The sequence below is a fragment of the Janibacter hoylei PVAS-1 genome, from assembly GCF_000297495.1.
Classification (GTDB): domain Bacteria; phylum Actinomycetota; class Actinomycetes; order Actinomycetales; family Dermatophilaceae; genus Janibacter; species Janibacter hoylei.
Window position 1 is genome coordinate 1 of record NZ_ALWX01000045.1, and the last position, 24,966, is coordinate 24,966.

Consider the following 24,966-nt stretch of genomic DNA (forward strand, 5'->3'; position numbering starts at 1 on the left):
GCGGCACTCTGCACGGCTGCCGCGACCTCGGCCTCGCGTCGGCGACGCTCGCGGCGGGCCCGCAGTCGCTCCCGGGCGGCGATCTCGTTGCGGGCGGCCCCCTCGAGCGACTCGGCCCGGCCGTGCAAGGAGCGGGCCCGCTCCTCCTTGGTGCGCAGAGCCAGACGCACCTCGGTCTCCGCGGTGCGCGCCGCGCTCGCCTCGAGCTCCAGACGCTCGCGGTCGTCGGTGTCGTCATCCGTCTCGTCGTCGGCCGGGGCCGCGGAGGCCTCCTCGAGGCGCTGCTCGAGCTCGGCGAGCTCGGCACGCTCGGACTCGAGCGCGGTCGTGACCTCGGTGATCTTGGCGCGGGTGCGCTCGGCCTCGCTGCGGGCGGTCCGGGTCGTCGTGCCCAGGCTGCCGAGCTGCTCGGCGACGGCCGCCATCCGGGCGTCGGACTCGTGCAGGGCCTCCATCGCGGCATCGCGCGCCTCGACGCACTCGGCGAGGGTGGCGCGGGCGCGGGTCAGGGCAAAGGCCGACTCCTCGCTGCGCCGGGTCGCGTCGTCGAGGCGGGTGCGGGTCTCGTCGACGGCGGCCTGCAGCTCGAGCAGGCTCGGTGCGGCGCTGGACCCGCCCCGCACGAAGCCCGGTCCGTAGACGTCACCCTCCTCGGTGACGGCGGTGACCTCGCCGACCCGCTCGAGGAGGGCCAGCGCGGCGGGCGTGTCCGAGACGACGGCGACCCGCTCGAGGACCTGCTCGACTGCGGGGCGGATGTCGTCGGGGGCCTCGAGCACGTCGAGCGCCCAGACGGCGCCGTCCGGCAGGGTGGGCCAGCTGCTCCGGTCCGAAGGGCGGGCCGTTGCGCCGACGACGAGCGTCGCCCGACCGGCGTCATCGGTGCGCAGCTGCTCGACGGCGCGGGCCGCCGCCGCGACGCTGCCGACCGCGAGCGCATTGCCGGCCTGGTCCAGCGCCGCGGCGATGGCCGCCTCGTGCCCCCCACGGACCGTGACGAGCTCGGCGACCGAGCCGATGATCTCGTGCTCCCCGGACGCGGCCTCGCGCAGCGCCTCGACCCCGTCCTTGCGGCGCAGGCTGAGCTCGAGGGCCTCGAGGCGGGCCTGGGCGGACTGGCGGTCGCGGTCGGCCGTGCGCCCGGCCTCGACGATCTGCTCGACCTCCTGGGTAGCGGAGTCGTGGGCGGCGGCGGTGCGTTCGTAGGCCTCGTCGAGGCCCTCCTCGCTCCCCTCCTCGTCGGCGATGGTCCCCTCGAGCCGGGTGAACTCCCGCTCGGCCTCGTCGGCGCGGGCGAGTGCCGTCGAGACGATCTCCTCGAGGCGCCCGACCTCGGCCTCACGGGCCTCGATGCGCGACCGGCGAGCGCCGACCTGCCCGGCGAGGCGGGCCAGGCCCTCACGCCGGTCGGCCGCGCGCTGGGCGAGGGTCGCGATGCGCTGCTGCTCGGCGGCGTGCGCCTGCTCCGCAGACTCGCGGGCGGCGACGGCTGCGGCGAGCTCCTCCCCCACGCGGGCGATGTCGGCGCGCAGCGTCTCCTCGTCGGCACGTGCCCTGGCCGCCTGCTCACGCAGAGCGTCCGGGTCGCGGCCGCTCGTCGTCTCGACCTCCTCGTCCTGGCCGAGCAGGCGCACCCGCTCGGCGGCGAGGGAGGCGGTCGCGGCGAGGCGGTCGGTGAGCGTCGCCAGCCGGGTGGCGCGCTGCTGCGCGGCGACGAGCTCGGCAGCGGCGGCGGCCCCGGCCTCCTCGTGCTCGGTGATGCGGGTGCGGGCGGCGAGCACGGCCTGCTCGAGGGTCTTGCGCCGCTCGAGCATGGCCTGCTCGTCGGCGACCTCCTGCTGGAGGGCCGAGGTCATCCGCACGAGGTCGTCGGCGAGCAGGCGGTGACGAGCATCGCGGGCGTCGGCCTGGATGACCGCTGCCTTGCGCGGGCGGTCTCGGCCTGGCGGCCCAGCGGCCCGAGCTGGCGACGGATCTCGGTGGTCAGGTCCGCGACGCGCGAGAGGTTGGCCTCCATCCCCTCGAGTTTGCGGATCGCCTTTTCCTTGCGCTTGCGGTGCTTGAGGACGCCGGCGGCCTCCTCGATGAAGCCGCGGCGCTCCTCGGGGGTCGCCCGCAGGACGGCATCGAGCTGGCCCTGCCCGACGATGACGTGCATCTCCCGGCCGATGCCGGAGTCGGAGAGCAGCTCCTGGATGTCGAGCAGCCGGCACGAGGTGCCGTTGATCGCGTACTCCGAGCCGCCGTTGCGAAACATCGTGCGGCTGATCGTCACCTCGGTGTAGTCGATCGGCAGCGCACCGTCGGTGTTGTCGATCGTCATCGTCACCTCGGCGCGGCCCAGCGGCGCCCGGCCGGCCGTCCCGGCGAAGATGACATCCTCCATCTTGCCGCCGCGCAGCGACTTGGCCCCCTGCTCGCCCATGACCCAGGCGAGGGCGTCGACGACATTGGACTTGCCCGACCCGTTGGGTCCGACGATGCACGTGATGCCCGGCTCCAGGCGCATGTGGGTCGCCGAGGCGAACGACTTGAAGCCCTTGAGGGTGAGGCTCTTGACGTACACGAGCGAGGCGCTCCTCGGGCCGGCGGCGGGATGAGTTCGGGCCACTCTACTTCCGGGCAGCCGGAGGCCGGGGCGCTGCGCCCCCTTCGCTCAGGCGGTGAGGATGATCGGGTCGCCGTCGGTGATGGCGACCGTGTGCTCGCTGTGGGCACCACGCGAGCCGTCGACGCTGCGCAGGGTCCACCCGTCGGGGTCCGTGTAGATCTCGTCGGTCGTCGCGAGGAACCACGGCTCGATGGCGATGACCAGGCCCGGCCGCAGGGGCATGCCCCGGCCCGCCCGACCGTCGTTGGCGACGTGCGGGTCCCCGTGCATCTCGCGGCCGACACCGTGCCCGCCGAAGTCGGTGTTGATCGAGTAGCCCTCGCCGCGGGCGACGGCTGCGATCGCCGCACCGATGTCGCCGATCTTCTTGCCGGGGCGGGCGACCTCGATCGCCGCCGCGAGCGCTCGCTCGGTCGTGTCGATGAGCCGCAGGTCCTCGGGGTCGGGCGTACCGACGACGAAGGACCGGGCCGCGTCGCACACCCAGCCCTCGACCGACACGGCGAAGTCCACGGACAGCAGGTCACCGTCGCGCAGCCGGTAGTCGTGCGGCAGGCCGTGCAGGACGGCGTCGTTGACCGAGGTGCACAGGACCTTGCCGAAGGGGCTGGCCCCGAAGGAGGGGTGGTAGTCGATGTAGCACGAGGTCCCGCCGGCGGCGCGGATCATGTCGTGCGCGATCGCATCGAGCTCGAGGAGGTTGGTGCCGACCTCGGCGACCTCGGTGAGGCGCTGCAGCACGTCTCGCACGAGCCGCCCGGCGGGGCGCATCTGCTCGATCTCGCGGGGGGTCTTCAGCTCGATCATGCGATCAGTCCTCGTCCGGGCCGGCCTGCTGGCTGGCGATCTGCTCGTGGTGGTGGATGACCTCGGCGATGACGAAGTTCAAGAACTTCTCCGCGAAGACCGGGTCGAGGCCGGCCGTGTCGGCGAGGTCGCGCAGTCGCGCGATCTGGCGCTCCTCGCGCGCCGGGTCGGCGGGCGGCAGGTCCATGCGCGCCTTGAGCACCCCGACGCTCTGCGTCGCCTTGAACCGCTCGGCGAGCAGGTGGATCAGCGCCGCGTCGATGTTGTCGATGGACTGACGCAGTCGCAGCAGCTCGGGGGGTGGTCTCGCTCACCCGGTCAAGGCTAGGTCACGTGCCCGGCTCGGCTCGAGGGCCTCTCACTTCTCGACGAAGCCCGCGACTCCTCCCTTCGCGCTGCCGTCCTGACGCACCACCGACGTGACCTGACCGGGCCGGCGCGTCGTCGAGGGCTCCTCCCGCAGGAGCCGGTCCAGCGCGGCCAACGCCGAAGGGGAGCCCTGCGCCACGACCTCGACCCGCCCGTCGTCCATGTTGCGGGCGTGGCCGACCAGACCCAGCTCGAGGGCCCGGGAGCGGGTCCACCAGCGGAAGCCGACGCCCTGCACCCGGCCCCGGACGAAGTAGGTCGCGCGCTCCGTGCTGGTCATGGCGGCGAAACTACCCGCTCCCCGGTGCGCCTCCACCACCCGAGGGCCGCGCGCGCCTAGCGTCGGGTGCGTGGGTCAGCCAACCGCCACCGCCGACGCAGAGGCCACCTCCGCGCCCGAGGCCACCTCCCCGCCAGCCCCGGCCGGCCGTGCCAGCCGCGGCCACCTCGCCGGGCTCGACGGCCTGCGGGCCCTGGCGATCGTCGCGGTCGTCGTCTTCCACCTCGACCCGGCCTGGCTGCCCGGTGGATTCCTCGGCGTCGACGTCTTCTTCGTCATCTCCGGCTTCCTCATCACCACACTGCTCGTCCGCGAGCGGCGGGACACCGGGCGGGTGGACCTGCGGGGCTTCTGGACCCGCCGGGCCCGACGCCTCCTGCCCGCCCTGCTCGTCGTCGTCCCGGTGGCGATCCTCATCGCCCGCACCGTCGAGGCCGACCTGCTCGTCGGCGTGCGCCGCCAGGCGCTCGGAGCCCTGACCTTCTCGACCAACTGGCTCGAGATCGCCCAGGGCAGCAACTACTTCGCCGCCACCTCGCCGCAGCTCTTCATGAATTTCTGGAGCCTGGCGGTCGAGGAGCAGTTCTACCTCGTGTGGCCGCTGGCGATGATCGGCCTGCTGTGGCTGCACCGCCGCTTCGCCGTCACCGAGGGCGCGCTCGCCACCCTCGTGCTCGGGCTGGGGCTCACCTCCGCCGTGCTCATGGCGGTGACCTTCGACCCCGCGGCGCCCACCGTCGCGTACTACGGCACGCACACCCACCTCGTCGGCCTCATGCTCGGTGCCGCCCTGGCGATCGTGTGGACCGGCCCGCTGCGGGCGTACACGACGAGCCGGGTGTGGTGCACCCGTCGACCGTGGATCGTCGGCGCCGCCATCGTGACGATCGCGCTGCTGCTGGCCTTCGCCGCCGAGGACCACGCGTGGACCTTCCGCCTGGGCATCCCGCTCGTGTCCGTCGCGACCGCCGTGCTCCTGCTCGCGGCCGTGGAGCGCCCCGGGCGGCTGCGCAGCACCCTCGAGCTGCCGCCCCTGACGTGGATCGGGCAGCGCTCCTACGGCATCTACTTGTGGCACTGGCCGGTCATCCTCATCGTCGCCCAGGACATCCCGACGAGCGCCGGCTCCGCCGCCTTCGTCTGGACGCGTGTGTGGGCCGTCGTCGTGACGCTGGCCCTGGCCGACCTGTCCTACCGCTTCATCGAGACCCCCGTGCGCCGGCTCGGCTTCCGCGAGACGGGTCGTCGCATCCTCGGCGCCTTCACGCTCCTGCAGTCGGCGCGGGCCCGCCGCGTCGTGCTCGGCACCGCCGTCGCCGCCGCCCTCGTGCTCGGGCTCGTCCTCGTCACGGCCCCTGACACCACGTCGACCCAGCGCACCATCGAGGCCAACGAGGCCCGCGCGGCCGCCCCCCGCAAGACCGAGCCCGCCCCGACCTTCTCCGGCACCGCGAGCTTCACGATGCCGGAGGGGGACGAGATCGACGTCTTCGGCGACTCGATGGTCGTCGGCTCGGTGCCCGCGCTCGAGTACTACTTCCCCGGCGTCCAGATCGACGCGAAGTCCAACCGCCGCTGGTCCGACGGGCGCTCGGCCATCGAGGCGGCCGGCTCCTCGCTGCGCCGCGCCGTCGTCCTGGCCTTCGGCACCAACGCGGGCACCGAGCCCGAGACGATCCGCGCGATCCTCGACGAGATCGGCGACGACCGCATGGTCGTCATCGTCAACCTCCACGCCGATCGGCTCTCCCGCATCGACGACGACAATGCCGAGCTGCGCAAGATCGCGGCCGAGCGGCCCAACGTCGCCCTGGCCGACTGGGACGCGGCCGTGGCGGCGGAGGACCTGCAGGCCGACGGAATCCACCCTTCGCTCGGCGGGGCGCACACCTACGCGGCGACGATCCGGCAGGCCTTCGCCGACCTCTCCGAGAAGCACACCGGCAAGGCCGTGACGCTCAAGGACCTCCCCCCGCCCCCTGACCCCCGCATCTCCCTAGGGAAATCACCCATCCGGACCACATTTCCCTAGGGAAATGCGCACACCCGGCCGCATTTCCCTAGGGAGATGCGCACGCCCGGCCGCATTTCCCTAGGCAGATGCCGACCTCGGGCGCACCTGGCAGCGCGGACACGAGGTGGAGCTGCGGTTCATGAACTGCTCGCGTCGCATCGTCGTGCCACACCGCGGGCAGGGGCGTCCCTCCTGGCCGTAGGCGGCGAGCGACCGGTCGAAGTAGCCCGAGGCGCCGTTGACATTCACATAGAGCTCGTCGAAGCTCGTGCCGCCCTGCTCCAGGGCCTGCGCCATGACGTCGCGCGCATGGTCGAGCAGGCGCGCGATCGCCGGCTTCGTCAGCGACGAGGCGAGCCGCTCCCCGTGGACCCCGGCACGCCACAGCGCCTCGTCGGCGTAGATGTTGCCGATGCCGGAGACGACGGTCTGGTTGAGCAGCACCCGCTTGATCCCGCTGCGCCGCCGCTTGATGTCGCGCACGACGACGTCACGGTCGTAGTCGGGGTCGAAGGGGTCGAGCGCGATGTGCGTGATGCCCTCCGGCACACCGTCGACGAGATCGGCGAGGGCGAAGCCGCCGAAGGTGCGCTGGTCGACGAAGCGCAGCTCGTGGCCGGCGTCGGTGAAACGCACCCGAGCGTGGGTGTGGCGGGCCTCCGCGTCGTCGGGGTCGGTGACGAGCATCTGCCCGCTCATGCCGAGGTGGACGACCAGCCCCTCGTCGGGCACGGCGTCAGGCCCCTCGGCGAGGGCCAGCCACAGGTACTTGCCGCGCCGGTGGGCCCCGGTGACGGTGCGACCGGCGAGGCGGTCCTCGAGATCACGCGGACCGGGCACGTGGCGTCGAGCCACCCGCTCGCCGCGCAGCGACACGGTCTCGATGGTCCGTCCGGTGACGTGGGCGGCCAGTCCGCGTCGGACGACCTCGACCTCGGGCAGCTCGGGCACGTCAGGCCGAGGTCTGGGGCGCGTCCGCGGTCAGCGCCGCGTACGCGTTGGCCGCAGCCTGCTGCTCGGCGTCCTTCTTCGACCGCCCGACACCGGTGCCCCGCACCTCGTCGCCGACGTGGGCGTGGGCGGTGAAGGTCTTGTCGTGGTCGGGACCCTCGTCGCTCGTGCGGTACTGCACGCCGCCGAGACCTTGGGCGGCCGCGACCTCCTGCAGGGAGGTCTTCCAGTCGAGGCCGGCGCCGAGGTTGGCCGAGCTCTTCATCACCGGGCCGAGCAGGGAGTGCACGAGCAGCCCCGCGGCGTCGAGGCCGCGGGGCTTGGGCGTCGAGAGGTAGACCGCGCCGATGACCGCCTCGACGGTGTCGGCGAGGATCGAGTTCTTGTCCCGCCCGCCGGTCGTCTCCTCGCCGCGCCCGAGGCTGACGAAGTCACCGAGACCGATGGTCCGGGCGACCTCCGCCAGGGCACGCATGTTGACCACGGCGGCCCGCAGCTTCGCCAGCTCCCCCTCGCTGAGGTCAGGGTGCGTCGAGTGCAGGTGGTCGGTGACGACGAGCCCGAGCACCGAGTCCCCGAGGAACTCGAGGCGCTCGTTGTGGGGCAGGCCGCCGTTCTCGTAAGAGTACGAGCGGTGTGTGAGCGCACGCGTGAGCAGCGGCTCGTCGACGGGCTCCCCGGTCACCTCGGTGAGGTATCGGGAGAGCTCCTCGACGGGCCGCTGCTGCGGTGAGGTCCTGTCGCTCATTGCGACAGGAGGCTCAGGCCTGGTGCTCGGTACGGTCCGCGGTCGCGTAGTAGCGACCCTTGTAGGTACCGCAGGAGGGGCAGGCCTGGTGGGCCGGCGCCGGCGACTTGCACTGGGGGCAGGTCGACAGCGCGGTCGGCGTCGCCTTCCAGTTCGCGCGGCGGCTACGGGTGTTGGAGCGCGACATCTTCCGCTTCGGGACGGCCACGTCAGTTCCTCTTCTCTTCGTTGTCCTCATCCCCCGCCTGGGCGGCCAGAGGCGCAAGCGCCTCGAGTGCCGCCCACCGGGGGTCGATCAGCTCATGGTGGTGCTCCGGGTCGTCCTCGAGCCTGGCTCCACACTCGGAGCACAGTCCCGGACAGTCGTCCCGGCACACCGGTTGGAAGGGCAGGCTCGGCAGCACCGCGTCCCGCAGCACCGGCTCGAGGTCGATCTGGTCGTCCTCGATCTGGTGCTCTTCCTGCTCGTCGGCCTCGGCATCCACCTCGCGGTGGTGCTTCGCCCGATCCGGCCAGACGAACAGCTCCTGGAAACGGTTGTCGACCGGTAGGTCGATTTCGTCCAGGCACCGCACGCATGCGCCCGTCGCCGTGGCAGAGACCGTCCCCGTCACCAGCACGCCCTCGTGCACGGACTCCATCCGCACCGTCAGGTCCATCGGGTGACCCTCGGGGACGGACAGCACATCCGTGCCGAAACCGGCAGGTGCTCCGGCCTGGACGTCCACTTCATGCATCGACCCGGGTCGTCGGCCCACGTTCTTGGCATCAAGCACCAAGGGCGAGGAGGGGGCGTTGCGTTCCATGGCTCCAGTCTCCGGAAGAACGGCCCACGACACGACGACGTAGACCGACGCACCAGACTACCGGCGATCCCCCCTTCGTCCCAAACCGGCGAAGGGGGGCGGCGCTCAGGGCCCCGGCAGCCGCTCGACGAGGGCGTCGCGCACCTCGTCGGAGACCAGTCCGGTGACGTCGCCGCCGAAGCGGGCGACCTCCTTGACGAGCGAGGAGGAGACGTGCTCGTGGCGGGGGTCGCCGGGGATGAAGAGGGTCTCGACACCCGTGAGGTGCCGGTTCATCAGGCCCATCGGCCACTCGTAGGAGAAGTCGGTCTCCCCGCGCAGCCCCTTGAGCAGGACCTGCGCGTCGAGCTCCGCGCACACGTCCACGACGAGCTGGTTGGCGAAGGGAGCGACCCGCACGTTGCTGAGGTCCCCGACCTGAGCCTCGATGAAGGCGACCCGCTCGTCGACGGTGAAGGTGCCCTGCTTGGCCGGGTTGTGCAGGATCGCGACGACGACCTCGTCGAAGAGCGTGGCGGACCGGCGAAAGACGTCGACGTGGCCGACCGTCACCGGGTCGTAGGAGCCGGGGCAGACGGCGCGGGTCACGACGGCTGGTCGTCGTTGGGGAGCAGACCGTCGTCGTAGGCCTGCTTGACGATGGACTCCACCTGCTCGATGCTGCCGGCGCCGGCCTCGAGGAGCTCGTTGCGCCTGGCGGACCAGCTCTTGCCGAGCTGCTCGCGCAGCTCCTCGCTCGCGTCCTCCCGGGCCGGGTTGAGGATCGTCAGCTCCTCCTCGCCGATGTGGTGGTTGAGCACCTCCGCGACGGCCTCGAGGGCGTCCTGAAACTTCTGCGTGTCGGTGCCCTTGGCCCGGAGCAGGTGGAGCAGCGCCTCGTTGGTCGCCGCGTGCTCCTTCTCGCCGTGCTCCTCCTCCTCGCCGGCGATGACCTTGCGCGACTTCAGCTTCGGGTAGGCGATCTCCTCCTCGGCCTCGCTGTGGGCGATGAGCAGTGCGGCGAAGGCGGCGCGGGCCGCCTCGCGATCAGCCGTGGCGTCGCGCATGTCGCGCATGAGGCTCTCGAAGAGCCGGTGGTCGTCGGCGATGAGGTCCGTGATGTCGCCTGCTGCCGGCCGCGGGATCGTGTAGTCGCTCATGTCCCCATTCCTACCGGATGATCGGGGACGGTGCGGGAGGCCGGCCGCTCAGATCTGGTAGTCGGGGGCGACGCGGATGGCAAACCACAGCGTCGTCTCGCCGTAGGCCTTCGAGCCCTCGGCGACGATGCCGTCGGGCCAGGTCGGCTCAGGCGAGCGGGACGAGCGCTCGATGACGATGACCGGCTCCTGGGCCAGCCACTGGTGGGCGAGGAGCATCTCGAGGACGGCGGTGAGCGAGTCCTCGGTGACGTCGTAGGGCGGGTCGGCGAGGACGAGGTCGTAGCGCAGCGAGGCCGGACGGTCGAGGGCCTGCTCGACGGTGCTCGACTGCAGCCGCGCGCCGGCGACGCCGAGGTCGGAGATGTTGGCGCGGATCGTCGCGGACGCCCCGCGGTCGGACTCGACGAGCAGCACGCTGGCCGCGCCGCGGCTGGCCGCCTCGAGGCCGAGGGCCCCGGAGCCGGCGTAGAGGTCCATGACGTGCGCCCTGTCGATGACATCGCGCGCCTCGAGGGAGCTGAAGAGCGCCTCGCGCACCCGGTCGGTCGTGGGCCGCGTGCCGTCGCCGGAGGGGGTGCGCAGTCGTCGGCCGCCGGCCTCGCCGCTGATGATCCGAGTCACCGCTCCATGATGCGTCATCGGGTCGGCGAGGGACCACCCGGGCGCGGGTCCGCCCCTCGCCCGAGGTCACCGCGACGAAGGGAGCGACTCAGCCTTCTCGAGGTAGGCCGCCTGCTCAGCGTCGAGCCAGTCGGTGATCGTCTCGCGCAGCTGCGGGTGGTCGCTGAGCTCCGGGTCGGCGTCGAGCAGGCCCTGCGCGTCCTCGCGGGCGGCGACGATGAGCGGCTCGTGCTCGAGCACCGACAGGTGCTGCAGCTGGCTGCGCACGCCGTGCTGGGCGGTGCCGAGCACGTCGCCCTCGCGGCGCTGGGTCAGGTCCAGGCGCGCGAGCTCGAAGCCGTCCGTGGTCGCGCTCACGGCCTGCAGCCGCTCGAGCGCCGACTCGCTGTCGGTGTCCGTCATGAGCAGGCACAGGCCGGGGTGGCCGCCACGGCCCACGCGTCCACGCAGCTGGTGCAGCTGCGAGACGCCGAAGCGGTCGGCGTCGCGGATGACCATCATCGAGGCATTGGGCACGTCGACCCCGACCTCGATGACGGTCGTCGACACGAGCACGTCGATCTCGCCGGCGTGGAAGCGCGCCATGACGCGCTCCTTGTCCTCCGGGGCCATCCGCCCGTGGAGCATCTCGAGGGTGACGCCCTGGAGGACCGGGTGCTCGGCGAGCGCCGCGATCGTCTCCTCGACCGCGGCGAGGGGTCGCTCCGTGCGCTCCTGCTCGACACGCTCACCGTCGTCGTGCTCGTCGTCGACGACGGCGTCCTCGGCGACGAGGTCGACCCCGTCGAGGTCGTGCGGGTCGTCGCCGCCGATGCGGGGGCAGACGACGTAGACCTGACGTCCGGCCGAGACCTCCTCGGCCACGCGGGCCCAGGTGCGGTCGACCCACCCCGGCTTGCGGGCCTCGACGACGTGGGTGGTGATCGGCTGGCGGCCCCGCGGCAGCTCCCGCAGGGTCGACGTCTCCATGTCGCCGAAGACGGTCATCGCCACGGTCCGCGGGATCGGGGTCGCCGTCATGACGAGCAGGTGGGGTGGAGTGACGCCCTTGGCGCGCAGGGCATCTCGCTGCTCCACGCCGAAGCGGTGCTGCTCGTCGACGACGACGAGCGCGAGGTCGGCGAAGGAGACCTTGTCCTCGAGCAGGGCGTGGGTGCCGATGACGATGCCGGCCTGCCCGGAGGCGATCTCGAGCAGCGTCTCGCGGCGGCGGGCTGCCGACATCGACCCGGTGAGCAGGGCGACGCGGGTGGCGTGCTCGTCGCCGCCGAGCATCCCCCCTTCGGCCAGGTCACCGAGCATGGCGGTGATCGACGCGGCGTGCTGGGCGGCGAGCACCTCGGTCGGCGCGAGGAGCGCCGCCTGTCCCCCGCTGTCGACCGCGGCGAGCATCGCGCGCAGGGCGACGATCGTCTTGCCCGAGCCGACCTCGCCCTGCAGGAGGCGGTGCATGGGGGTCGGGCGGGCCATCTCGTCGAGGATCTCGCGACCGACCTGCTGCTGTCCCGGCGTCAGCTCGAAGGGCAGCCGCTCGTCGAAGGCTGCGAGCAGGCCACCCTCGCGGGGGGGCGCGTCCCTGCGTGACGACCGCCGCTGCCGCGCGCCGCCGCTGCCCGAGGATGCACTGGAGGACCAGCGCCTCCTCGTAGCGCAGCCGCTCCCTGCCGGCCTCGACGTCGGCGTGGTCGCGGGGTGCGTGGATGGCACGAAGGGCGGACCTCCGGTCGAGCAGGCCACGCCGGGTCCGCACGGCCTCGGGCACGGCGTCGACGACGCCGTCGAGATGCCCGAGCACGAGCCGCACGCAGCGGGTGATCGTCCACGGGTGCACGCCGGGCACGTGGCGGTAGATCGGGATGAGGCCGGTGTGGTCGGCGTCGCCGAGCTCACCGAGGGCCGCGGCCTCCTCGAGCGAGGCGTAGCCCGGGTGTGCGAGCTGGGTGACGCTGCGGTACTCCGAGACGGTGCCGGCGAAGAGGAACTCGCGCCCGGCGACGAGCTTGTGCTCATGGCCGCGCGCGTCGAAGAAGGTCACGCGCATCCGCGAGCGCCCGTCGGTGATCGTGGCCTCGAGCATGCGGCCGCGGCGGGACTTCATCGTGCGGGTCTCCGCGTGCTCGACCCTGGCCACCGCGACGAGGAAGTCCCCGGGGCGGGGACAGCCGAGGTCGGGGGCGGCGGTGCGGTAGCGCCGGGGCCAGAAGTCGAGCAGCTCCCCGACGGTCTCGATCTGCCGGTGCTTGGCGAGCTTGCCGGCTGCCTGGCCGCCGAGCAGCCCCTTGAGCCGGGTCTCCTCGGTCGCCACTACTCGGCCCCGAGGAGGAGCAGGTAGTGCGGCTGGACGCCGTCGACGACCTGCACCTCGATGCCGGCGCGCCGGGACTCGATCCACCCGGTGACGGCCTCGGCGAGCCCGTCGGGTGCGTCCTCGCCGACGACGAGCGTCACGAGCTCGGTGCCCGCGGAGACGATGCCCTCCAGCACCTCGCGGGCGACCTGCTCGGCGTCGGAGCCGACGATGGTGATGTCGCCGCTCACGACCCCGAGGACGTCACCGACCTCGCAGAGCCCACCGCTCGTCAGCCCGGCCTTGACGGCGACCGTCACGGCGCCGTGCCGGGTGGCGGCGGCCGAGCGGGTCATCGCGAGGACGTTGTGCTGCGTCGTCGCGCCCGGGTCGAAGACGGCGAGCGCCGCCAGTCCCTGGACCGCGGTCACGGAGGTGATGACGTGGACGGTCTGCCCCTCCTGGGCTGCGGCGTGGGCTGCCGCGTCGGCGGCCATCCGGGTGTCACGGTCGTTGGGCAGGAGGATGACCTCCTCGGTCCCGGCCTGGCGCACCGCCGCGACGAGCTCGCCCGCCGAGGCGCGGTGGCCGGGGCCCGAGGCGACGGTCGTCGCCCCGGCCTCCTCGAGCAGGGCGGCGATGCCGGGACCGGCCGCGCAGGCGACGATCGACAGGCCGCCCTTCGGGGCCGGTGCGATGGTCTCCAGGAGGGTCACGGCGACCCGGCGCGGTACCCCGTGCTCGATGCCGGCCTCGAGGGCCGCCCCGATGTCGTCGGTGTGCACGTGCACGTGGCACACGTCCTCCGCGGTCGACACGACGACGCTGTCGCCGATCTCGTCGAGCCGCTGACGCAGCCGGGTCACGCCCCCTTCGTCCACGTCGTGGAGCAGGTACATGACCTCGTGGGCCGGGCCGTCGTGGGGAGCCGTCACGGCGGCCCCGTCGACCGGGCGGGTCCAGCCCGGGCGCCGCTCGAGCGTGGGGTTGAGGGTGAACTCGTCGACGGCATAGCTCGTCGGCGCGCCCTCCTCGTGCACGACCTGGTCCAGGGCCTCGACGAAGAGGAGGTACCCGGCGCCGCCGGCATCGACGACCCCGGCATCGGCGAGCACCTGCAACTGGTCCGGGGTGCGCGCCAGCGCCGCGCGCGCTGCGTCGACGGCTGCTCGGGTGAGCTCCCCGAGGCTGCCCCCGTCACGACAGACCTGCTCGGCCCGCTCGGCGGTTGCGTCGGCGACGCTGAGGATCGTCCCCTCCTGCGGGCGCACGACGCTCTCGCGGGCCCGGTCGGCACCGCGGCGCACCGCTTGGGCCACGGCCTTGGTGTCGATCGACACGAGGTCGCCGGCGCTCACGACCTCGCTGACCCCGCGGATCATCTGGCTGAGGATGACGCCGGAGTTGCCCCGGGCGGACATCAGGGCCGCGCGGGAGATGGCGGCGGCCTCGCTGGGCAGCGGGAGGCTGCCGAAGGTCCCGGCACGCTCCTGCTCCGAGCGGGCGGCGTCGAGGGCCTGGTCGAGGGTGAGGTACATGTTGGTGCCCGTGTCACCATCGGGGACCGGGTAGACGTTGAGCGCGTCGATCTCGGCACGCCTCGCGGCGAGTGCGGCGCGGGTCACCACGACCCACCGGCGCACGGAGTCAGCGTCGAGGACCTCCAGCACGCCGTCAGGGTAGTGGAGAAGGACCGCCCCCACGCCGTTTTGGTGGTGTCGTGCTCACTCGGCTACTCTGTACCGGTTGCCCGGTGACAGCTCCGCCTCTTCGGTGGAGTGCCCGAGCACGACACTCACGTTACTGACGAACACAGGAGATACCCGTGGCTGCCAACTGCGACGTCTGCGGCAAGGGACCGTCCTTCGGACACTCCATCTCGCACTCGCACCGCCGCACCAAGCGTCGCTGGAACCCGAACATCCAGCGCGTTCGGGCCAAGGTGGGCGACGCCGGGGTGACCCCGAAGCGTCTCAATGTCTGCACCTCGTGCCTCAAGGCCGGCAAGGTCAAGCGCTGACCCGAGCCTGACGACATCGCCGCCGCTCCCCTCACGGGGACGGCGGCTTTTTCGTGCGTCCACGGGCGCCACCGCCACGGCCGAAGGGGGTCACCCCCGGAAGTGGTCCCAGCCGATCACCTCGGGTGCTGTGCCGTCGACGAGCACCGCGGGCTCCCCGGCCGCACAGCTGCCGAGGACCTGCCAGCCAGCGGGGACGTCGGCCGGCGCGAAGGTCGCCACGAGCGAGTGCTCCTCGCCCCCGCTGAGCACCTGGACGAGTGCCTCGTCGGCCCCCAGGGCCCGGGTGAGCGGGCCGTCGGCCTGCACGCGCAGTGCCTGCCCGTCGAGCTCGACCCGCACGCCGCTCGCACGGGCGACCCGGCCGAGGTCGCGCACGAGCCCGTCGGAGACGTCGATCATCGACGTCGCCCCGGCACGCGCCGCCGCGGGCCCCTCGCGCCAGGGCGGCGACCCGGCGGTCCGGTGGACGAGGCAGAGGTCGTGGGCCGCCTGCTCGGACCCGCCCGGCTCGCCGTCGAGGTGGGTGCGTCCGCGACCCGCGAGCAGGAGCTGCAGCCCTCCCCCGGACCGGCCGAGCCCGCCCCGGACGGCGACGACGTCGCCGGGCCGGGCACCGTCGCGACACACGGGTGGACGCCCTTCGAGGTCACCGGTCGCCGTGATCGCGACGACGACCGTGCCGGAGGCCGCCGACGAGAGGTCGCCGCCGAGCACGGGGGCACCGGCCTCCCCCCGCGGCCTGCGCGATGCCCTCGGCGAGCTCGAGCGCCCAGGCCACCTCGGTCTCCGGGTCGGCCGCGAGCGCGACGAGCAGCCCGGTGGGCACCGCACCCATCGCCGCGATGTCCGCGATGTTTTGCGCGACGACCTTGAGCCCCACCTCGCGCGCTGACGACCAGTCGTCGCGCCAATCACGCCCGCGGACCATGGAGTCGGTCGTGAGCACGACACTCCCCGAGGGGGCGGCGAGCACCGCGGCGTCGTCGCCGGGGCCGAGCGGCACGGCCGCGGGCCCGGTGATCCCGCCGAAGCGCGGGAAGAGCTGCTCGAGCAGCTCGCCCTCGGTGAGGTCACGCAGGCGCGTGCGGGGCATCCGGGCTCTCCGTCCGACGAAGGGGGGTCAGGACCGCACGGTAGCCTCCCGGCCGTGCCCACCACTCCCCGACCTCGCGTCGCGCTCGCCTGTGCCCTCGCCCTGCCCCTGCTGCTCGCCGGCTGCGCCGGGGCCGTCGAGGTGGGCGTGCCCGGGGCGGCGGGTAGTCCGGCGTGCACCGCCGCGAGCGAGCACTGGCCGCAGGAGCTGTCGGGTCAGGCCCCCGTGGAGACGGACCCGAGCGACCCGGCTGTCCGGGCGTGGGGCGACCCGGCGATCGTCGCGCGCTGCGGTGTGCCGGCGATGCCGCCCACCGAGGAGCAGTGCGTCGTCGTCGACGAGATCGGGTGGGTCGCCGAGGACCTGGGTGACGGCACGCGACTGACGAGCTTCGGTCACGACCCGGCGATCGAGGTCATCGTGCCGCAGGAGCAGGGGCCGGGCCCGCTCCTCCTGCCGGCCTTCAGCGAGGCTGTCGAGGAGCTGCCGACCAACGGCCGGGAGTGCTCCTGAGTCCGGGGCACTCCCCCTTCGCTGCGCATCTCCCTAGGGAAATACGGCCCTCCTGCGCATTTCCCTAGGGAGATGCGCACCCCTGGGCACATTTCCCTAAGGAGATGCGCACCCCTCGGCACATTTCCCTAGGGAAATGACGGCGAAGGGAGGGTCAGCGCAGGCCGACGGGGCGCTCGAGGGCGAGCTGGATGAGCTCGTCGACGAGCTCGGGGTAGGTCACGCCACTCGCCTCCCACATGCGCGGGTACATCGAGTGGGGCGTGAAGCCGGGCATGGTGTTGATCTCGTTGATGACCACGGCACCGCCGTCGGTGACGAAGCAGTCGACCCGCGCCAGGCCTTCGCAGGCCAGGGACTCGAAGGCGGCCGCTGCCAGGCGACGCACCTCGTCTGTGACGGCCTCGGACAGGTCGGCCGGGCAGGAGAGGACGACCGAGGCCTCGTCCAGGTACTTGGCCTCGAAGTCGTAGAAGTCGTGGCCGTGGCCCTCCTCGACGACGATCTCGCCCGGCATGGACGTGCGCGGCGCGTCGAGACCGCGGCCCTGCAGCACGGCGCACTCGATCTCGCGGCCGACGATGCCGGACTCGACGATGACCTTGAGGTCGTGCTCGCGGGCGGCCTCGATGGCGGCCTCCAGCCCGTCGGGGGTGTCGACCTTGGACACTCCCATGGACGAGCCGGCCCGGCAGGGCTTGACGAAGACCGGGTAGGTCAGGGCGGCCACAGCGTCCATCGCCGCGGCCTTGTCCCGGCGCCACTGGGCGTCGGTGATGACGGTGTAGGGCCCGACGGGCAGACCGGCGCCGGCGAAGACGACCTTCATGTAGTGCTTGTCCATCCCCGCCGCCGAGGCGAGCACCCCCGAGCCGACATAGCGGATGTCGGTGAGCTCGAGCATGCCCTGGAGGGTGCCGTCCTCGCCGTAAGGCCGTGGAGCAACGGGAAGACGACGTCGACGTCGCCCAGCGCCTCGAGCGCCTGACCGGGGCGGTGGACGGTGAGCGCCGTCTCCCCCACGCGCGTCGGCAGGATCACCTCGGTGCCGGTGTGGGCGACCTCGGGGGTGTGCCCCGGCGTGAGCGCCAGCGCGTCGGGGTCGTCGGCGGCCAGGACCCAGGCGCCGTCGCGGGTGATGCCCACGGGCACGACGTCGTAGGCGTCGCGGTCGATCGCCCGCAGCACACCGGCCGCGGTGGCGCACGAGACGGCGTGCTCGGAGGAGCGTCCGCCGAAGACGACGGCGACGCGCGGCTTGCTGCTGGGATGGCTGCTCATCGGGGGAAGACTAACGTCTAGCCTCTCGCCCATGGAGCACCGAGACGACGACGCGCACGCAGCCCTCTCCCCCCGCACCCGCGTGGTGGCGCTCGGTCGGCCCGAGCGGGCGCCGGGCGCGCCGCTCAACGCTCCGGTCACCTTCACCTCCACCTACGTCCAGGACGGACCGGTCAACTACGCCCGCGTCGACAACCCGACGTGGACCCCCTTCGAGCTGGCCGTGGGTGACCTCGAAGGGGGCCGGGCCCTCCTCTACTCCTCCGGCATGGCGGCCGTGCACGCGGCGCTCTCCCTCGTGCCCCAGGGCGGGACCGTCGTCGCGCCGGCCGCGGCCTACAACGGCGTCGTCGTCTCCCTCACCGAGGCCGCCGAGGCTGGCCGGCTCACCGTGCGCTGGGTCGACATCACGGACGATGCCGCCGTCGGGGCCGCCCTGCCGGGCGCCGACCTGCTGTGGCTCGAGTCGCCGTCCAACCCGCTGCTCGAGGTCGCCGACATCGCCGGTCTGGCGGCCGCGGCGCACGAGGCGGGGGCGCTCGTCGTCGTCGACAACACCTTCGCCACCCCGCTGCTGCAGCGACCCCTCGAGGACGGCGTCGACGTCGTCGTGCACTCGGCGACGAAGTACCTCGCGGGCCACTCGGACGTCATCCTCGGGCTGACCGTCACGCCCGACACGGCGACGGGACGGGACCTGCACACCCGACTGGCCCGGCAGCGAACCCTCGGCGGGGCGATCGCCGGCCCGATGGAGGCGTGGCTGGCCCTGCGCGGGCTGCGGACCCTCTCCCTCCGCGTCGAGCGGGCCTGTGCCAATGCTGCCGATCTCGCGGGACGGCTGGCCACCCACCCGCGGATCTCGCGGGTCCGCTACCCCGGCTGGGGCGCCATCGTCTCCGTGGAGGTCGCCGGCGAGGGTGACGACGTCGTCGAGGCGGAGGCCCTGACCACCGGCACGCGGATCTGGTCGCCGTCGACGAGCCTCGGCGGGGTGGAGTCACAGCTCGAGCGGCGCCGCCGCCAGCCGGGCGAGCCCGAGGCCGTGCCCGTCAACCTCGTGCGGCTGTCCGTCGGAGTCGAGGACGTCGAAGACCTCTGGGCCGACCTCGAGCAGGCCCTCGACCGCATCTGACGGCGCAAGCGCAGGACGAAGGGGGGTGACCGCGCACATCAAGCCGATGTCAGGCACGACGACGTGACCTGCGGGCAGACGAAGGACTTCGGCGGGCGCGGTCGTCCGCCTTCGTCCGGAGCCGCAGCGGCCCTTCGAGACGGTCGCGGGCGGCCTCCTCAGGGAAGAGTGCCCTACTCGGTCTCGTGCTTGCGGGCACGCGAGAGGAGCACGCCCTCCATGTCGCGCGGCGAGACGCCCTCGTGGACGACCCGGGTGACCTGCTCGGTGATCGGGACCTCGACGCCGTGGGCGCGGGCGAGGTCGAGGATCGAGGCGCAGGACTTCACACCCTCCGCGGTCTGGCGCGTCTGCTCGGTCACCTCGGCGACCGACAGCCCCTCGCCGAGCTTGACGCCGAAGGAGTGGTTGCGCGAGAGCGGCGACATGCACGTGGCGATGAGGTCGCCCACGCCGGCGAGCCCGGCCATCGTGCGGGGGTCGGCGCCCAGCGCCATGGCCAGGCGCGTGGTCTCCGCGAGACCGCGGGTGATGATCGACGCCTTGGTGTTGTCGCCGAAGCCCAGGCCGGCGGCCATGCCGACGGCGAGCGCGATGACGTTCTTGACCGCACCACCGAGCTCGACGCCCACGACGTCCGTCGAGGTGTAGGGGCGGAAGAAGCTCGTCGAGCAGGCGGCGGCCACGCTCGTCGCCGCGTCGACGTCCGGGCAGGCGACGACCGTCGCGGCAGGCTGCTGCTGCACGATCTCGCGTGCGAGATTGGGCCCGCTGACGACCGCGATCCGCTCGGCTGGGATGCCCGCGACCTCGTGGATGACCTGGCTCATCCGCTTCGTCGTGCCGAGCTCGATCCCCTTCATCAGCGAGACGACGATCTTGTCCTGTCCGAGCAGGGGGGGCCCAGCCGGTGAGGTTGTCGCGCAGCGACTGCGACGGCACGGAGAGGACGACGATCTCGGCTCCGTCGGTCACCTCGGCGGGGTCGGTCGAGGCCGAGATGCGCGAAGGGAGCGCCACCCCCGGCAGGTAGTCGTCGTTGACGCCGGCGTTGAGCTGGTCGACGAGCCCCTGACGGCGGCCCCACACCCGCACGTCGTTGTCGCCGGCGGCGAGGATGGAGGCAAAGGCGGTGCCCCAGCTGCCGGCACCGAAGACGGCGATCTGTGTCATTGGTCGACTCCTTGTCGGTAGTTGCCCGTGACCCTCAGGCCGTGGGACTTGGGGTCGAATCGCTCGGCGGGTGCTCTTTCGCCCCGCAGCTGCTCGAGCTCGTGCGTGATCGCCGCCATGATGCGCTCCGTGGCGGCGGTGACCGTCGGGGCATTCAGCGGCTGGTCACGCAGGTCGTCCAGGACGACCGGCGGCCCGAAGCGCACCCGCATGAGCCGGCGGTGCCGGGAGAGCCGAGGCCGCTTGGCGTAGCGGGGCAGCAGCTCCTGCGGGCCCCACTGCGCGACGGGGATCACCGGCGCACCGGACTGCAGCGCCAGACGCGCGGCACCCGTCTTGCCACGCATGGGCCACAGGTCGGGGTCGCGGGTGAGCGACCCCTCGGGGTAGACGACGACGCACTCCCCCTCGCCGAGAGCCCGGACGGCAGGGACGAGAGCCTCTCCGGCAGACGAGGTCTCGCGGTCGACGCGCACCTGCTTGGCGTGGCGCAGGACCCACCCGACGACCGGGGTGTCGAAGAGCGTGCTCTTGGCGAGGTAGACCGGGCTGTAGCCGCGGTTGTAGAGCACGTGCGCCCACGGGAAGGGGTCGACGTGCGAGATGTGGTTGGGCGTGATGAGGAAGCCGCCCTCCTCGGGCACGTGCTCGAGGCCCGACACCTCGTAGCGCGCGACGACGCGCATCGCGCCGCGCAGCAGCCCGGCGGCCACCCGGTACATCACGGGCGTGTGCGTGCGGTGGACGACCATGTCACCTCTTCTGCTGTCGGGTCCGGGGTGAGACCCGGGGCCGGCGTCGGCTTGTTCACCCTAGGACACGGATACGCTCGCTCACGTGCAAGCCACGGTCTTCTCCCACTCCCCGGATGCGACGACGGTCGTCACCGACGCGGGCCGCCGCCTCGAGGTGGCCGCGGAGGTCGTGGCCGCCAGTGGGCTGCGCTTCGTGCGGCCCGGTCAGCGGGTGAGCATCACCCTGCGCGGCGACGTCGTCGAGCGGCTGTGGATCACCGGCATCGGCGAGGGCGAGACGATCGCCTGACGGGACGACGTGGGGGCCGGCGACCTCGGTCACCGGCCCCACGCGTACCGCAGGTCAGTCGCTGCTCGCGGCGGGCTTCTTCGCGGGCGTGGCCTTCTTGGCGGGCGTCGACTTCTTCGCCGGCGTCGCCTTCTTCGTCGAGGTGGCCTTGGTCGCCGTGGCCTTCTTGGCGGGCGTCGACTTCTTCGCCGGCGTCGCCTTCTTGGCCGAGGCGGCCTTGGTCGCCGTGGCCTTCTTCGCGGGCGTCGACTTCTTCGCGGGCGTCGACTTCCTCGCCGGCGTCGCCTTCTTCGTCGAGGCGGCCTTGGTCGCCGTCGCCTTCTTGGAGGGCGTCGACTTCTTGGCGGTGGTCTTCTTCGCCGAGGTCTTCGTGGCGGTCGACGTCTTCTTGGCGGGTGCGGCCTTCTTCGACTTGCGACCTGGAACGGCGCTCTCGGCGATGCCGAGAGCCGTCCCCGCGACGCTCGTCACGGTGCCGGCCGCAGCCCGCGCCGCGGCCGGGGCCGCCTTGGGCAGGGAACGGGGGTCGGCCACGTAGCCCTTGAAGCTCGTCCCGGCCTTGAAGCGCGGCACCGACGTCTTCTTGATCTTGACGACCTCACCCGTGCGGGGGTTGCGGCCGGTGCGGGCTGCGCGGGCCGCCTTCTCGAAGGTGCCGAATCCGGTGATGGCGACGCGGCCACCCTTCGCCACCTCGCGGACGATCGTGTCGAGCACGACCTCGAGCGCTTCCTGGGCGGCCTTCCGGCTGCCGAGCCTCTCCTCGAGAGCCTTGACGAGTTCTGCCTTGTTCACGGTCACTCCCGTAGCGGTACGGCGCCGGTCGTCCCCCGGCAGGGAAGGCCGAGTCGTGCACCCGACCTGTTCCGACGGTAGGGGTGGGGAGAGCCACGGTGTGTGATTTGGACCCCGTCATTTTGTTGTCGCGCAAGCCGGTTCACGAAGGGGGCGGCGCGCCGCCCCCTTCGCTGTGAACCAATACGCCTGTGCGTCAAGGAGTTACGCCGCGTTGGTGACCGGCTTCCAGCTCGGGCGGGCGGCCTCGAAGTCGGTGACGTCCTGCTCGTGACGCAACGTCAGTCCGATGTCGTCGAGCCCTTCGAGCAGACGCCAGCGGGTGTAGTCGTCGACGTGGAAGGCGCAGACGATGTCACCCGCGGTGATCGTCTTGGCCGTGAGGTCGACGGTGATCTCGGCACCCGGGGTGTTGTCGAGGTACTTCCACAGCAGCTCGACGTCGTCCTGCGAGACCTGCGCGGCGAGCAGCCCCTGCTTGCCGGAGTTGCCGCGGAAGATGTCGGCGAAGCGCGAGGAGATGACGACCCGGAATCCGTAGTCCTTGAGCGCCCACACGGCGTGCTCGCGCGAGGAGCCGGTGCCGAAGTCGGGGCCGACGACGAGCACGGAGCCGTCGCGGTAGGCGGGCTGGTTGAGCACGAAGTTTTCGTCGCCCCGCCAGGCCGCGAAGAGCCCGTCCTCGAAGCCGGTGCGCGAGACCCGCTTGAGGTAGACGGCGGGGATGATCTGGTCGGTGTCGACGTTGCTGCGGCGCAGCGGGACGCCGGTGCCGGTGTGGGTCGTGAACTTTTCCATGGCGTGCTCCTCAGACCGTCTCGAGGCTGGCGGGGGCGTCGGACTCCAGGTCCGCGGGGCTCGACAGAGTGCCGCGCACCGCGGTCGCCGCGGCGACGAGCGGGCTGACGAGGTGGGTCCGACCACCCTTGCCCTGGCGCCCCTCGAAGTTGCGGTTGCTCGTCGAGGCCGACCGCTCCCCCGGCGCGAGGGTGTCGGGGTTCATGCCGAGGCACATCGAGCAGCCGGGCAGGCGCCACTCGGCACCGGCGTCGGTGAAGACCTGGTCCAGGCCCTCGGCCTCGGCCTGCAGGCGGACGCGGGCGGAGCCGGGCACGACGAGCATGCGCACGGAGTCGGCGACGCGGCGTCCCTTGATGACCTCGGCGGCGGCGCGCAGGTCCTCGATCCGACCGTTGGTGCACGAGCCGACGAAGACGGTGTCGACGGCGACCTCGCGCAGCGGGGTGCCGGCCGTGAGCCCCATGTACTCCAGGGCCTTGGCGGCGGCGACTCGCTCGGTGTCGTCGGCGATCGCGGCGGGGTCCGGCACGGCCTCGCCGAGCGGCGAGCCCTGGCCCGGGTTGGTGCCCCACGTGACGAAGGGGGTGAGCGTCGAGGCGTCGATGTCGACCTCGGCGTCGAAGACGGCGTCGTCGTCGGTGCGCAGGGTGCGCCAGTGCTCGACGGCGGCGTCCCAGTCGGCGCCGGTCGGGGCGTGGTCGCGGCCCTTGAGGTAGTCGAAGGTCACGTCGTCGGGGGCGATCATGCCCGCGCGGGCGCCGGCCTCGATCGACATGTTGCACACGGTCATGCGTGCCTCCATCGACAGTGCCTCAATGGCCTCGCCGCGGTACTCGAGCACATAGCCCTGCCCACCGCCGGTGCCGATCTTGGCGATGACGGCGAGGATGATGTCCTTGGCGGTCACGCCGGGCTGCAGCTTGCCGCGGACGTTGATCGCCATCGTCTTGAAGGGGTTGAGCGAGAGGGTCTGCGTCGCGAGGACGTGCTCGACCTCGCTCGTGCCGATGCCGAAGGCCAGCGCACCGAAGGCGCCGTGGGTGCTCGTGTGGCTGTCGCCGCAGACGACCGTCATGCCGGGCTGGGTCAAGCCGAGCTGCGGCCCGACGACGTGGACGATGCCCTGCTCGGCGTCGCCCATCGGGTACAGCCGCACACCGAACTCCGCGCAGTTGTCGCGCAGGGTCTCGACCTGGACCTTGCTCACCGGGTCGGTGATCGGCCCGGGGGTCGTCGGGACGTTGTGGTCCTCGGTCGCGAGCGTGAGGTCGGGACGGCGCACGGGCCGGCCGGCGATGCGCAGGCCCTCGAAGGCCTGCGGGCTCGTCACCTCGTGGAGGAGGTGCAGGTCGATGTAGAGCAGGTCGGGCTCTCCGTCGACGTGTCGGACGACGTGCTCGCCCCAGACCTTTTCGGCCAGCGTTCCAGCCATGTGCCTCTTCCCTCCATGCGGTTCCGCGATGTGTGCGCGGGGGTGTGTCGCTGCCGACATTCGCACGTCGCCAGCGACCCGGATCTTGCGTCTCACGACATGAGATGTCAATATCACTCCATGGACAACGGTAGCGGAGTTGGCGTTCTCGACAAGGCCGCCGTCGTGCTGGGCGCTCTCGAAGCGGGTCCCTCGACCCTCGCCCAGCTCGTCGCGGCCACCGGTCTGGCACGCCCTACGGCACATCGCCTCGCGGTCGCCCTCGAGCACCACCGACTCGTCGCGCGCGACATGCAGGGGCGCTTCGTCCTCGGCCCACGCCTCGGCGAGCTGGCCGCCTCGGCCGGCGAGGACAAGCTCCTCGTCGCCGCCAACCCCGTCCTCGGCGCCCTGCGCGACCACACCAACGAGTCGGCGCAGCTCTTCCGCCGCCAGGGCGAGCACCGTGTGTGCGTCTCGGCCGCGGAGCGCCCGGTCGGTCTGCGCGACTCGATCCCCGTCGGCGCAACGTTGTCGATGCAGGCCGGCTCCGCCGCCCAGGTCCTGCTCGCGTGGGAGGAGCCCGACCGGCTGCACCGCGGCCTGCAGGAGGCGGCCTTCACCGCGACGATGCTCTCGGCGGTGCGCCGCCGCGGGTGGGCGCAGAGCGTCGGCGAGCGCGAGGCGGGCGTCGCCTCCGTCTCGGCCCCCGTCCGCTCCCCCAGCGGACGGGTCATCGCCGCCGTGTCGATCTCGGGCCCGATCGAGCGCCTCTCCCGCCAGCCCGGTCGCCTGCACGCCGCGACCGTCATCGCCGGCGCCAACAAGCTGACCGAGGTCCTGGAGAAGCACGCCAAGGCGGCCGAGGCCGCCGACCGCGACACCGAGTGACGGCCCGCTCCCGGACAGGCAGGGCGGCGCGCTGCCGATGTCCTTCGTCGTCGCGTGGTCACGTCGTCGTTCTCGACATCGGCTTGATGCTGCGCCACCCCACCTGACCGTCCGCTGCTCACGAACGTCCGGGACGCGCCTCGCCCTTCACCTGGAGCCGCCTGGTGGGA

27 protein-coding genes and 2 pseudogenes are annotated in these 24,966 nt (G+C 72.5%); 6 read left to right on the forward strand and 23 right to left on the reverse strand.

Annotated features, from left to right (window positions below):
* From B277_RS09980 to B277_RS09995, 5 genes are all read right to left on the reverse strand, one after another.
* The coding region (locus B277_RS09980; protein WP_476625115.1) for a coiled-coil domain-containing protein at nucleotides 1-1,856 on the reverse strand (1,856 nt) is incomplete at its 3' end.
* Nucleotides 1,853-2,566: a chromosome segregation SMC family protein gene (locus B277_RS19105; RefSeq protein WP_051987997.1), complete on the reverse strand. Its 714-nt coding sequence runs from the start codon at nucleotides 2,564-2,566 to the stop codon at nucleotides 1,853-1,855. The genes B277_RS09980 and B277_RS19105, both read right to left, overlap by 4 nt.
* 90 nt (nucleotides 2,567-2,656) lie before the next feature.
* Entirely contained in the window at nucleotides 2,657-3,418 is a 762-nt protein-coding gene (map, locus tag B277_RS09985) for a type I methionyl aminopeptidase (RefSeq protein ID WP_007927831.1), read from the reverse strand.
* Nucleotides 3,419-3,422: 4 nt separating this feature from the next.
* Nucleotides 3,423-3,710, reverse strand: a complete 288-nt coding sequence (locus B277_RS09990) for a chorismate mutase (protein ID WP_040881311.1) — start codon at nucleotides 3,708-3,710, stop codon at nucleotides 3,423-3,425.
* A 66-nt stretch (nucleotides 3,711-3,776) separates the two neighbouring features.
* Entirely contained in the window at nucleotides 3,777-4,067 is a 291-nt protein-coding gene (locus B277_RS09995) for an acylphosphatase (protein WP_007927842.1), read from the reverse strand.
* Between the two features lie 70 nt (nucleotides 4,068-4,137).
* On the opposite strand from B277_RS09995, the gene B277_RS10000 reads away from it, so the two are divergent.
* Complete coding sequence (locus B277_RS10000; protein ID WP_007927843.1) at nucleotides 4,138-6,099, forward strand: acyltransferase family protein; 1,962 nt, start codon at nucleotides 4,138-4,140, stop codon at nucleotides 6,097-6,099.
* A 60-nt stretch (nucleotides 6,100-6,159) separates the two neighbouring features.
* On the opposite strand, the gene mutM is transcribed toward B277_RS10000, so the two are convergent.
* The 9 genes from mutM to B277_RS10045 all read right to left on the reverse strand — a co-directional run bounded on the left by mutM (nucleotide 6,160) and on the right by B277_RS10045 (nucleotide 14,306).
* Nucleotides 6,160-7,032, reverse strand: a complete 873-nt coding sequence (gene mutM, locus B277_RS10005; protein WP_007927845.1) for a bifunctional DNA-formamidopyrimidine glycosylase/DNA-(apurinic or apyrimidinic site) lyase — start codon at nucleotides 7,030-7,032, stop codon at nucleotides 6,160-6,162.
* Between the two features lies 1 nt (nucleotide 7,033).
* Entirely contained in the window at nucleotides 7,034-7,780 is a 747-nt protein-coding gene (rnc, locus tag B277_RS10010; protein WP_007927846.1) for a ribonuclease III, read from the reverse strand.
* Nucleotides 7,781-7,793: 13 nt separating this feature from the next.
* Nucleotides 7,794-7,988, reverse strand: coding sequence for a 50S ribosomal protein L32 (gene rpmF, locus B277_RS10015; protein ID WP_007927847.1), 195 nt, complete (start codon nucleotides 7,986-7,988; stop codon nucleotides 7,794-7,796).
* Between the two features lies 1 nt (nucleotide 7,989).
* The gene (locus B277_RS10020; RefSeq protein WP_040881312.1) at nucleotides 7,990-8,586 is read right to left on the reverse strand and encodes a YceD family protein; all 597 of its coding nucleotides are present in this window, start codon (nucleotides 8,584-8,586) and stop codon (nucleotides 7,990-7,992) included.
* A gap of 105 nt (nucleotides 8,587-8,691) precedes the next feature.
* Complete coding sequence (gene coaD / locus B277_RS10025) at nucleotides 8,692-9,174, reverse strand: pantetheine-phosphate adenylyltransferase (protein ID WP_007927850.1); 483 nt, start codon at nucleotides 9,172-9,174, stop codon at nucleotides 8,692-8,694.
* Nucleotides 9,171-9,725: a hemerythrin domain-containing protein gene (locus B277_RS10030; RefSeq protein WP_007927852.1), complete on the reverse strand. Its 555-nt coding sequence runs from the start codon at nucleotides 9,723-9,725 to the stop codon at nucleotides 9,171-9,173. Before B277_RS10030 ends, coaD begins: the two co-directional genes overlap by 4 nt.
* Before the next feature lie 48 nt (nucleotides 9,726-9,773).
* Nucleotides 9,774-10,349, reverse strand: a complete 576-nt coding sequence (gene rsmD / locus B277_RS10035) for a 16S rRNA (guanine(966)-N(2))-methyltransferase RsmD (protein WP_007927854.1) — start codon at nucleotides 10,347-10,349, stop codon at nucleotides 9,774-9,776.
* Between the two features lie 66 nt (nucleotides 10,350-10,415).
* Nucleotides 10,416-11,819: an ATP-dependent DNA helicase RecG gene (locus B277_RS19925; protein WP_338009757.1), complete on the reverse strand. Its 1,404-nt coding sequence runs from the start codon at nucleotides 11,817-11,819 to the stop codon at nucleotides 10,416-10,418.
* Nucleotides 11,820-12,653: 834 nt separating this feature from the next.
* Entirely contained in the window at nucleotides 12,654-14,306 is a 1,653-nt protein-coding gene (locus tag B277_RS10045) for a DAK2 domain-containing protein (protein WP_040881315.1), read from the reverse strand.
* Between the two features lie 155 nt (nucleotides 14,307-14,461).
* Here B277_RS10045 and rpmB point away from each other — a divergent pair, with 155 nt between their 5' ends.
* The gene (gene rpmB / locus B277_RS10050) at nucleotides 14,462-14,656 is read left to right on the forward strand and encodes a 50S ribosomal protein L28 (protein ID WP_007927862.1); all 195 of its coding nucleotides are present in this window, start codon (nucleotides 14,462-14,464) and stop codon (nucleotides 14,654-14,656) included.
* A gap of 90 nt (nucleotides 14,657-14,746) precedes the next feature.
* On the opposite strand, the gene B277_RS19930 is transcribed toward rpmB, so the two are convergent.
* Both B277_RS19930 and B277_RS19935 read right to left on the reverse strand, forming a co-directional pair.
* Nucleotides 14,747-15,373, reverse strand: a complete 627-nt coding sequence (locus tag B277_RS19930) for a thiamine-phosphate kinase (RefSeq protein WP_338009759.1) — start codon at nucleotides 15,371-15,373, stop codon at nucleotides 14,747-14,749.
* On the reverse strand, nucleotides 15,306-15,752 hold the full coding sequence (locus B277_RS19935; protein WP_338009760.1) for a thiamine-phosphate kinase: 447 nt from the start codon (nucleotides 15,750-15,752) through the stop codon (nucleotides 15,306-15,308). Before B277_RS19935 ends, B277_RS19930 begins: the two co-directional genes overlap by 68 nt.
* A 54-nt stretch (nucleotides 15,753-15,806) precedes the next feature.
* Between B277_RS19935 and B277_RS10060 the strand changes: the two genes are divergently transcribed.
* Nucleotides 15,807-16,265 carry a DUF3515 family protein gene (locus tag B277_RS10060; RefSeq protein WP_007927864.1) on the forward strand — a complete coding sequence of 153 codons (459 nt, stop codon included), beginning with the start codon at nucleotides 15,807-15,809 and terminating at the stop codon, nucleotides 16,263-16,265.
* Nucleotides 16,266-16,419: 154 nt separating this feature from the next.
* On the opposite strand, the pseudogene B277_RS10065 reads toward B277_RS10060, so the two are convergent.
* A pseudogene (locus B277_RS10065) lies at nucleotides 16,420-17,546 on the reverse strand (D-alanine--D-alanine ligase family protein).
* Nucleotides 17,547-17,577: 31 nt separating this feature from the next.
* Here B277_RS10065 and B277_RS10070 point away from each other — a divergent pair.
* Nucleotides 17,578-18,681 carry a trans-sulfuration enzyme family protein gene (locus B277_RS10070; protein ID WP_007927866.1) on the forward strand — a complete coding sequence of 368 codons (1,104 nt, stop codon included), beginning with the start codon at nucleotides 17,578-17,580 and terminating at the stop codon, nucleotides 18,679-18,681.
* 173 nt (nucleotides 18,682-18,854) lie between these two features.
* Here B277_RS10070 and B277_RS10075 read toward each other — a convergent pair whose 3' ends face one another.
* From B277_RS10075 to B277_RS10080, 3 genes and pseudogenes are all read right to left on the reverse strand, one after another.
* The gene (locus tag B277_RS10075; protein WP_007927868.1) at nucleotides 18,855-19,544 is read right to left on the reverse strand and encodes an NAD(P)H-dependent glycerol-3-phosphate dehydrogenase; all 690 of its coding nucleotides are present in this window, start codon (nucleotides 19,542-19,544) and stop codon (nucleotides 18,855-18,857) included.
* Between the two features lie 94 nt (nucleotides 19,545-19,638).
* Nucleotides 19,639-19,854, reverse strand: a pseudogene (locus B277_RS19940) (2-dehydropantoate 2-reductase N-terminal domain-containing protein); the annotation flags it as partial.
* Nucleotides 19,851-20,606, reverse strand: a complete 756-nt coding sequence (locus B277_RS10080) for a lysophospholipid acyltransferase family protein (protein ID WP_007927870.1) — start codon at nucleotides 20,604-20,606, stop codon at nucleotides 19,851-19,853. The gene B277_RS10080 and the pseudogene B277_RS19940, both read right to left, overlap by 4 nt.
* A gap of 85 nt (nucleotides 20,607-20,691) precedes the next feature.
* Between B277_RS10080 and B277_RS10085 the strand changes: the two genes are divergently transcribed.
* The gene (locus tag B277_RS10085; protein WP_007927872.1) at nucleotides 20,692-20,898 is read left to right on the forward strand and encodes a hypothetical protein; all 207 of its coding nucleotides are present in this window, start codon (nucleotides 20,692-20,694) and stop codon (nucleotides 20,896-20,898) included.
* Between the two features lie 54 nt (nucleotides 20,899-20,952).
* Here B277_RS10085 and B277_RS10090 read toward each other — a convergent pair whose 3' ends face one another.
* The 3 genes from B277_RS10090 to leuC all read right to left on the reverse strand — a co-directional run bounded on the left by B277_RS10090 (nucleotide 20,953) and on the right by leuC (nucleotide 23,926).
* The gene (locus B277_RS10090; RefSeq protein ID WP_040881316.1) at nucleotides 20,953-21,693 is read right to left on the reverse strand and encodes an HU family DNA-binding protein; all 741 of its coding nucleotides are present in this window, start codon (nucleotides 21,691-21,693) and stop codon (nucleotides 20,953-20,955) included.
* A gap of 204 nt (nucleotides 21,694-21,897) precedes the next feature.
* Nucleotides 21,898-22,491, reverse strand: coding sequence for a 3-isopropylmalate dehydratase small subunit (gene leuD / locus B277_RS10095; RefSeq protein ID WP_007927875.1), 594 nt, complete (start codon nucleotides 22,489-22,491; stop codon nucleotides 21,898-21,900).
* A gap of 10 nt (nucleotides 22,492-22,501) precedes the next feature.
* A complete protein-coding gene (gene leuC / locus B277_RS10100; RefSeq protein ID WP_007927876.1) occupies nucleotides 22,502-23,926 on the reverse strand; it encodes a 3-isopropylmalate dehydratase large subunit in 1,425 nt (474 codons plus the stop codon).
* A 120-nt stretch (nucleotides 23,927-24,046) separates the two neighbouring features.
* Here leuC and B277_RS10105 point away from each other — a divergent pair, with 120 nt between their 5' ends.
* Entirely contained in the window at nucleotides 24,047-24,796 is a 750-nt protein-coding gene (locus B277_RS10105) for an IclR family transcriptional regulator (RefSeq protein WP_007927877.1), read from the forward strand.
* The last annotated feature ends 170 nt before the right edge of the window (nucleotides 24,797-24,966 follow it).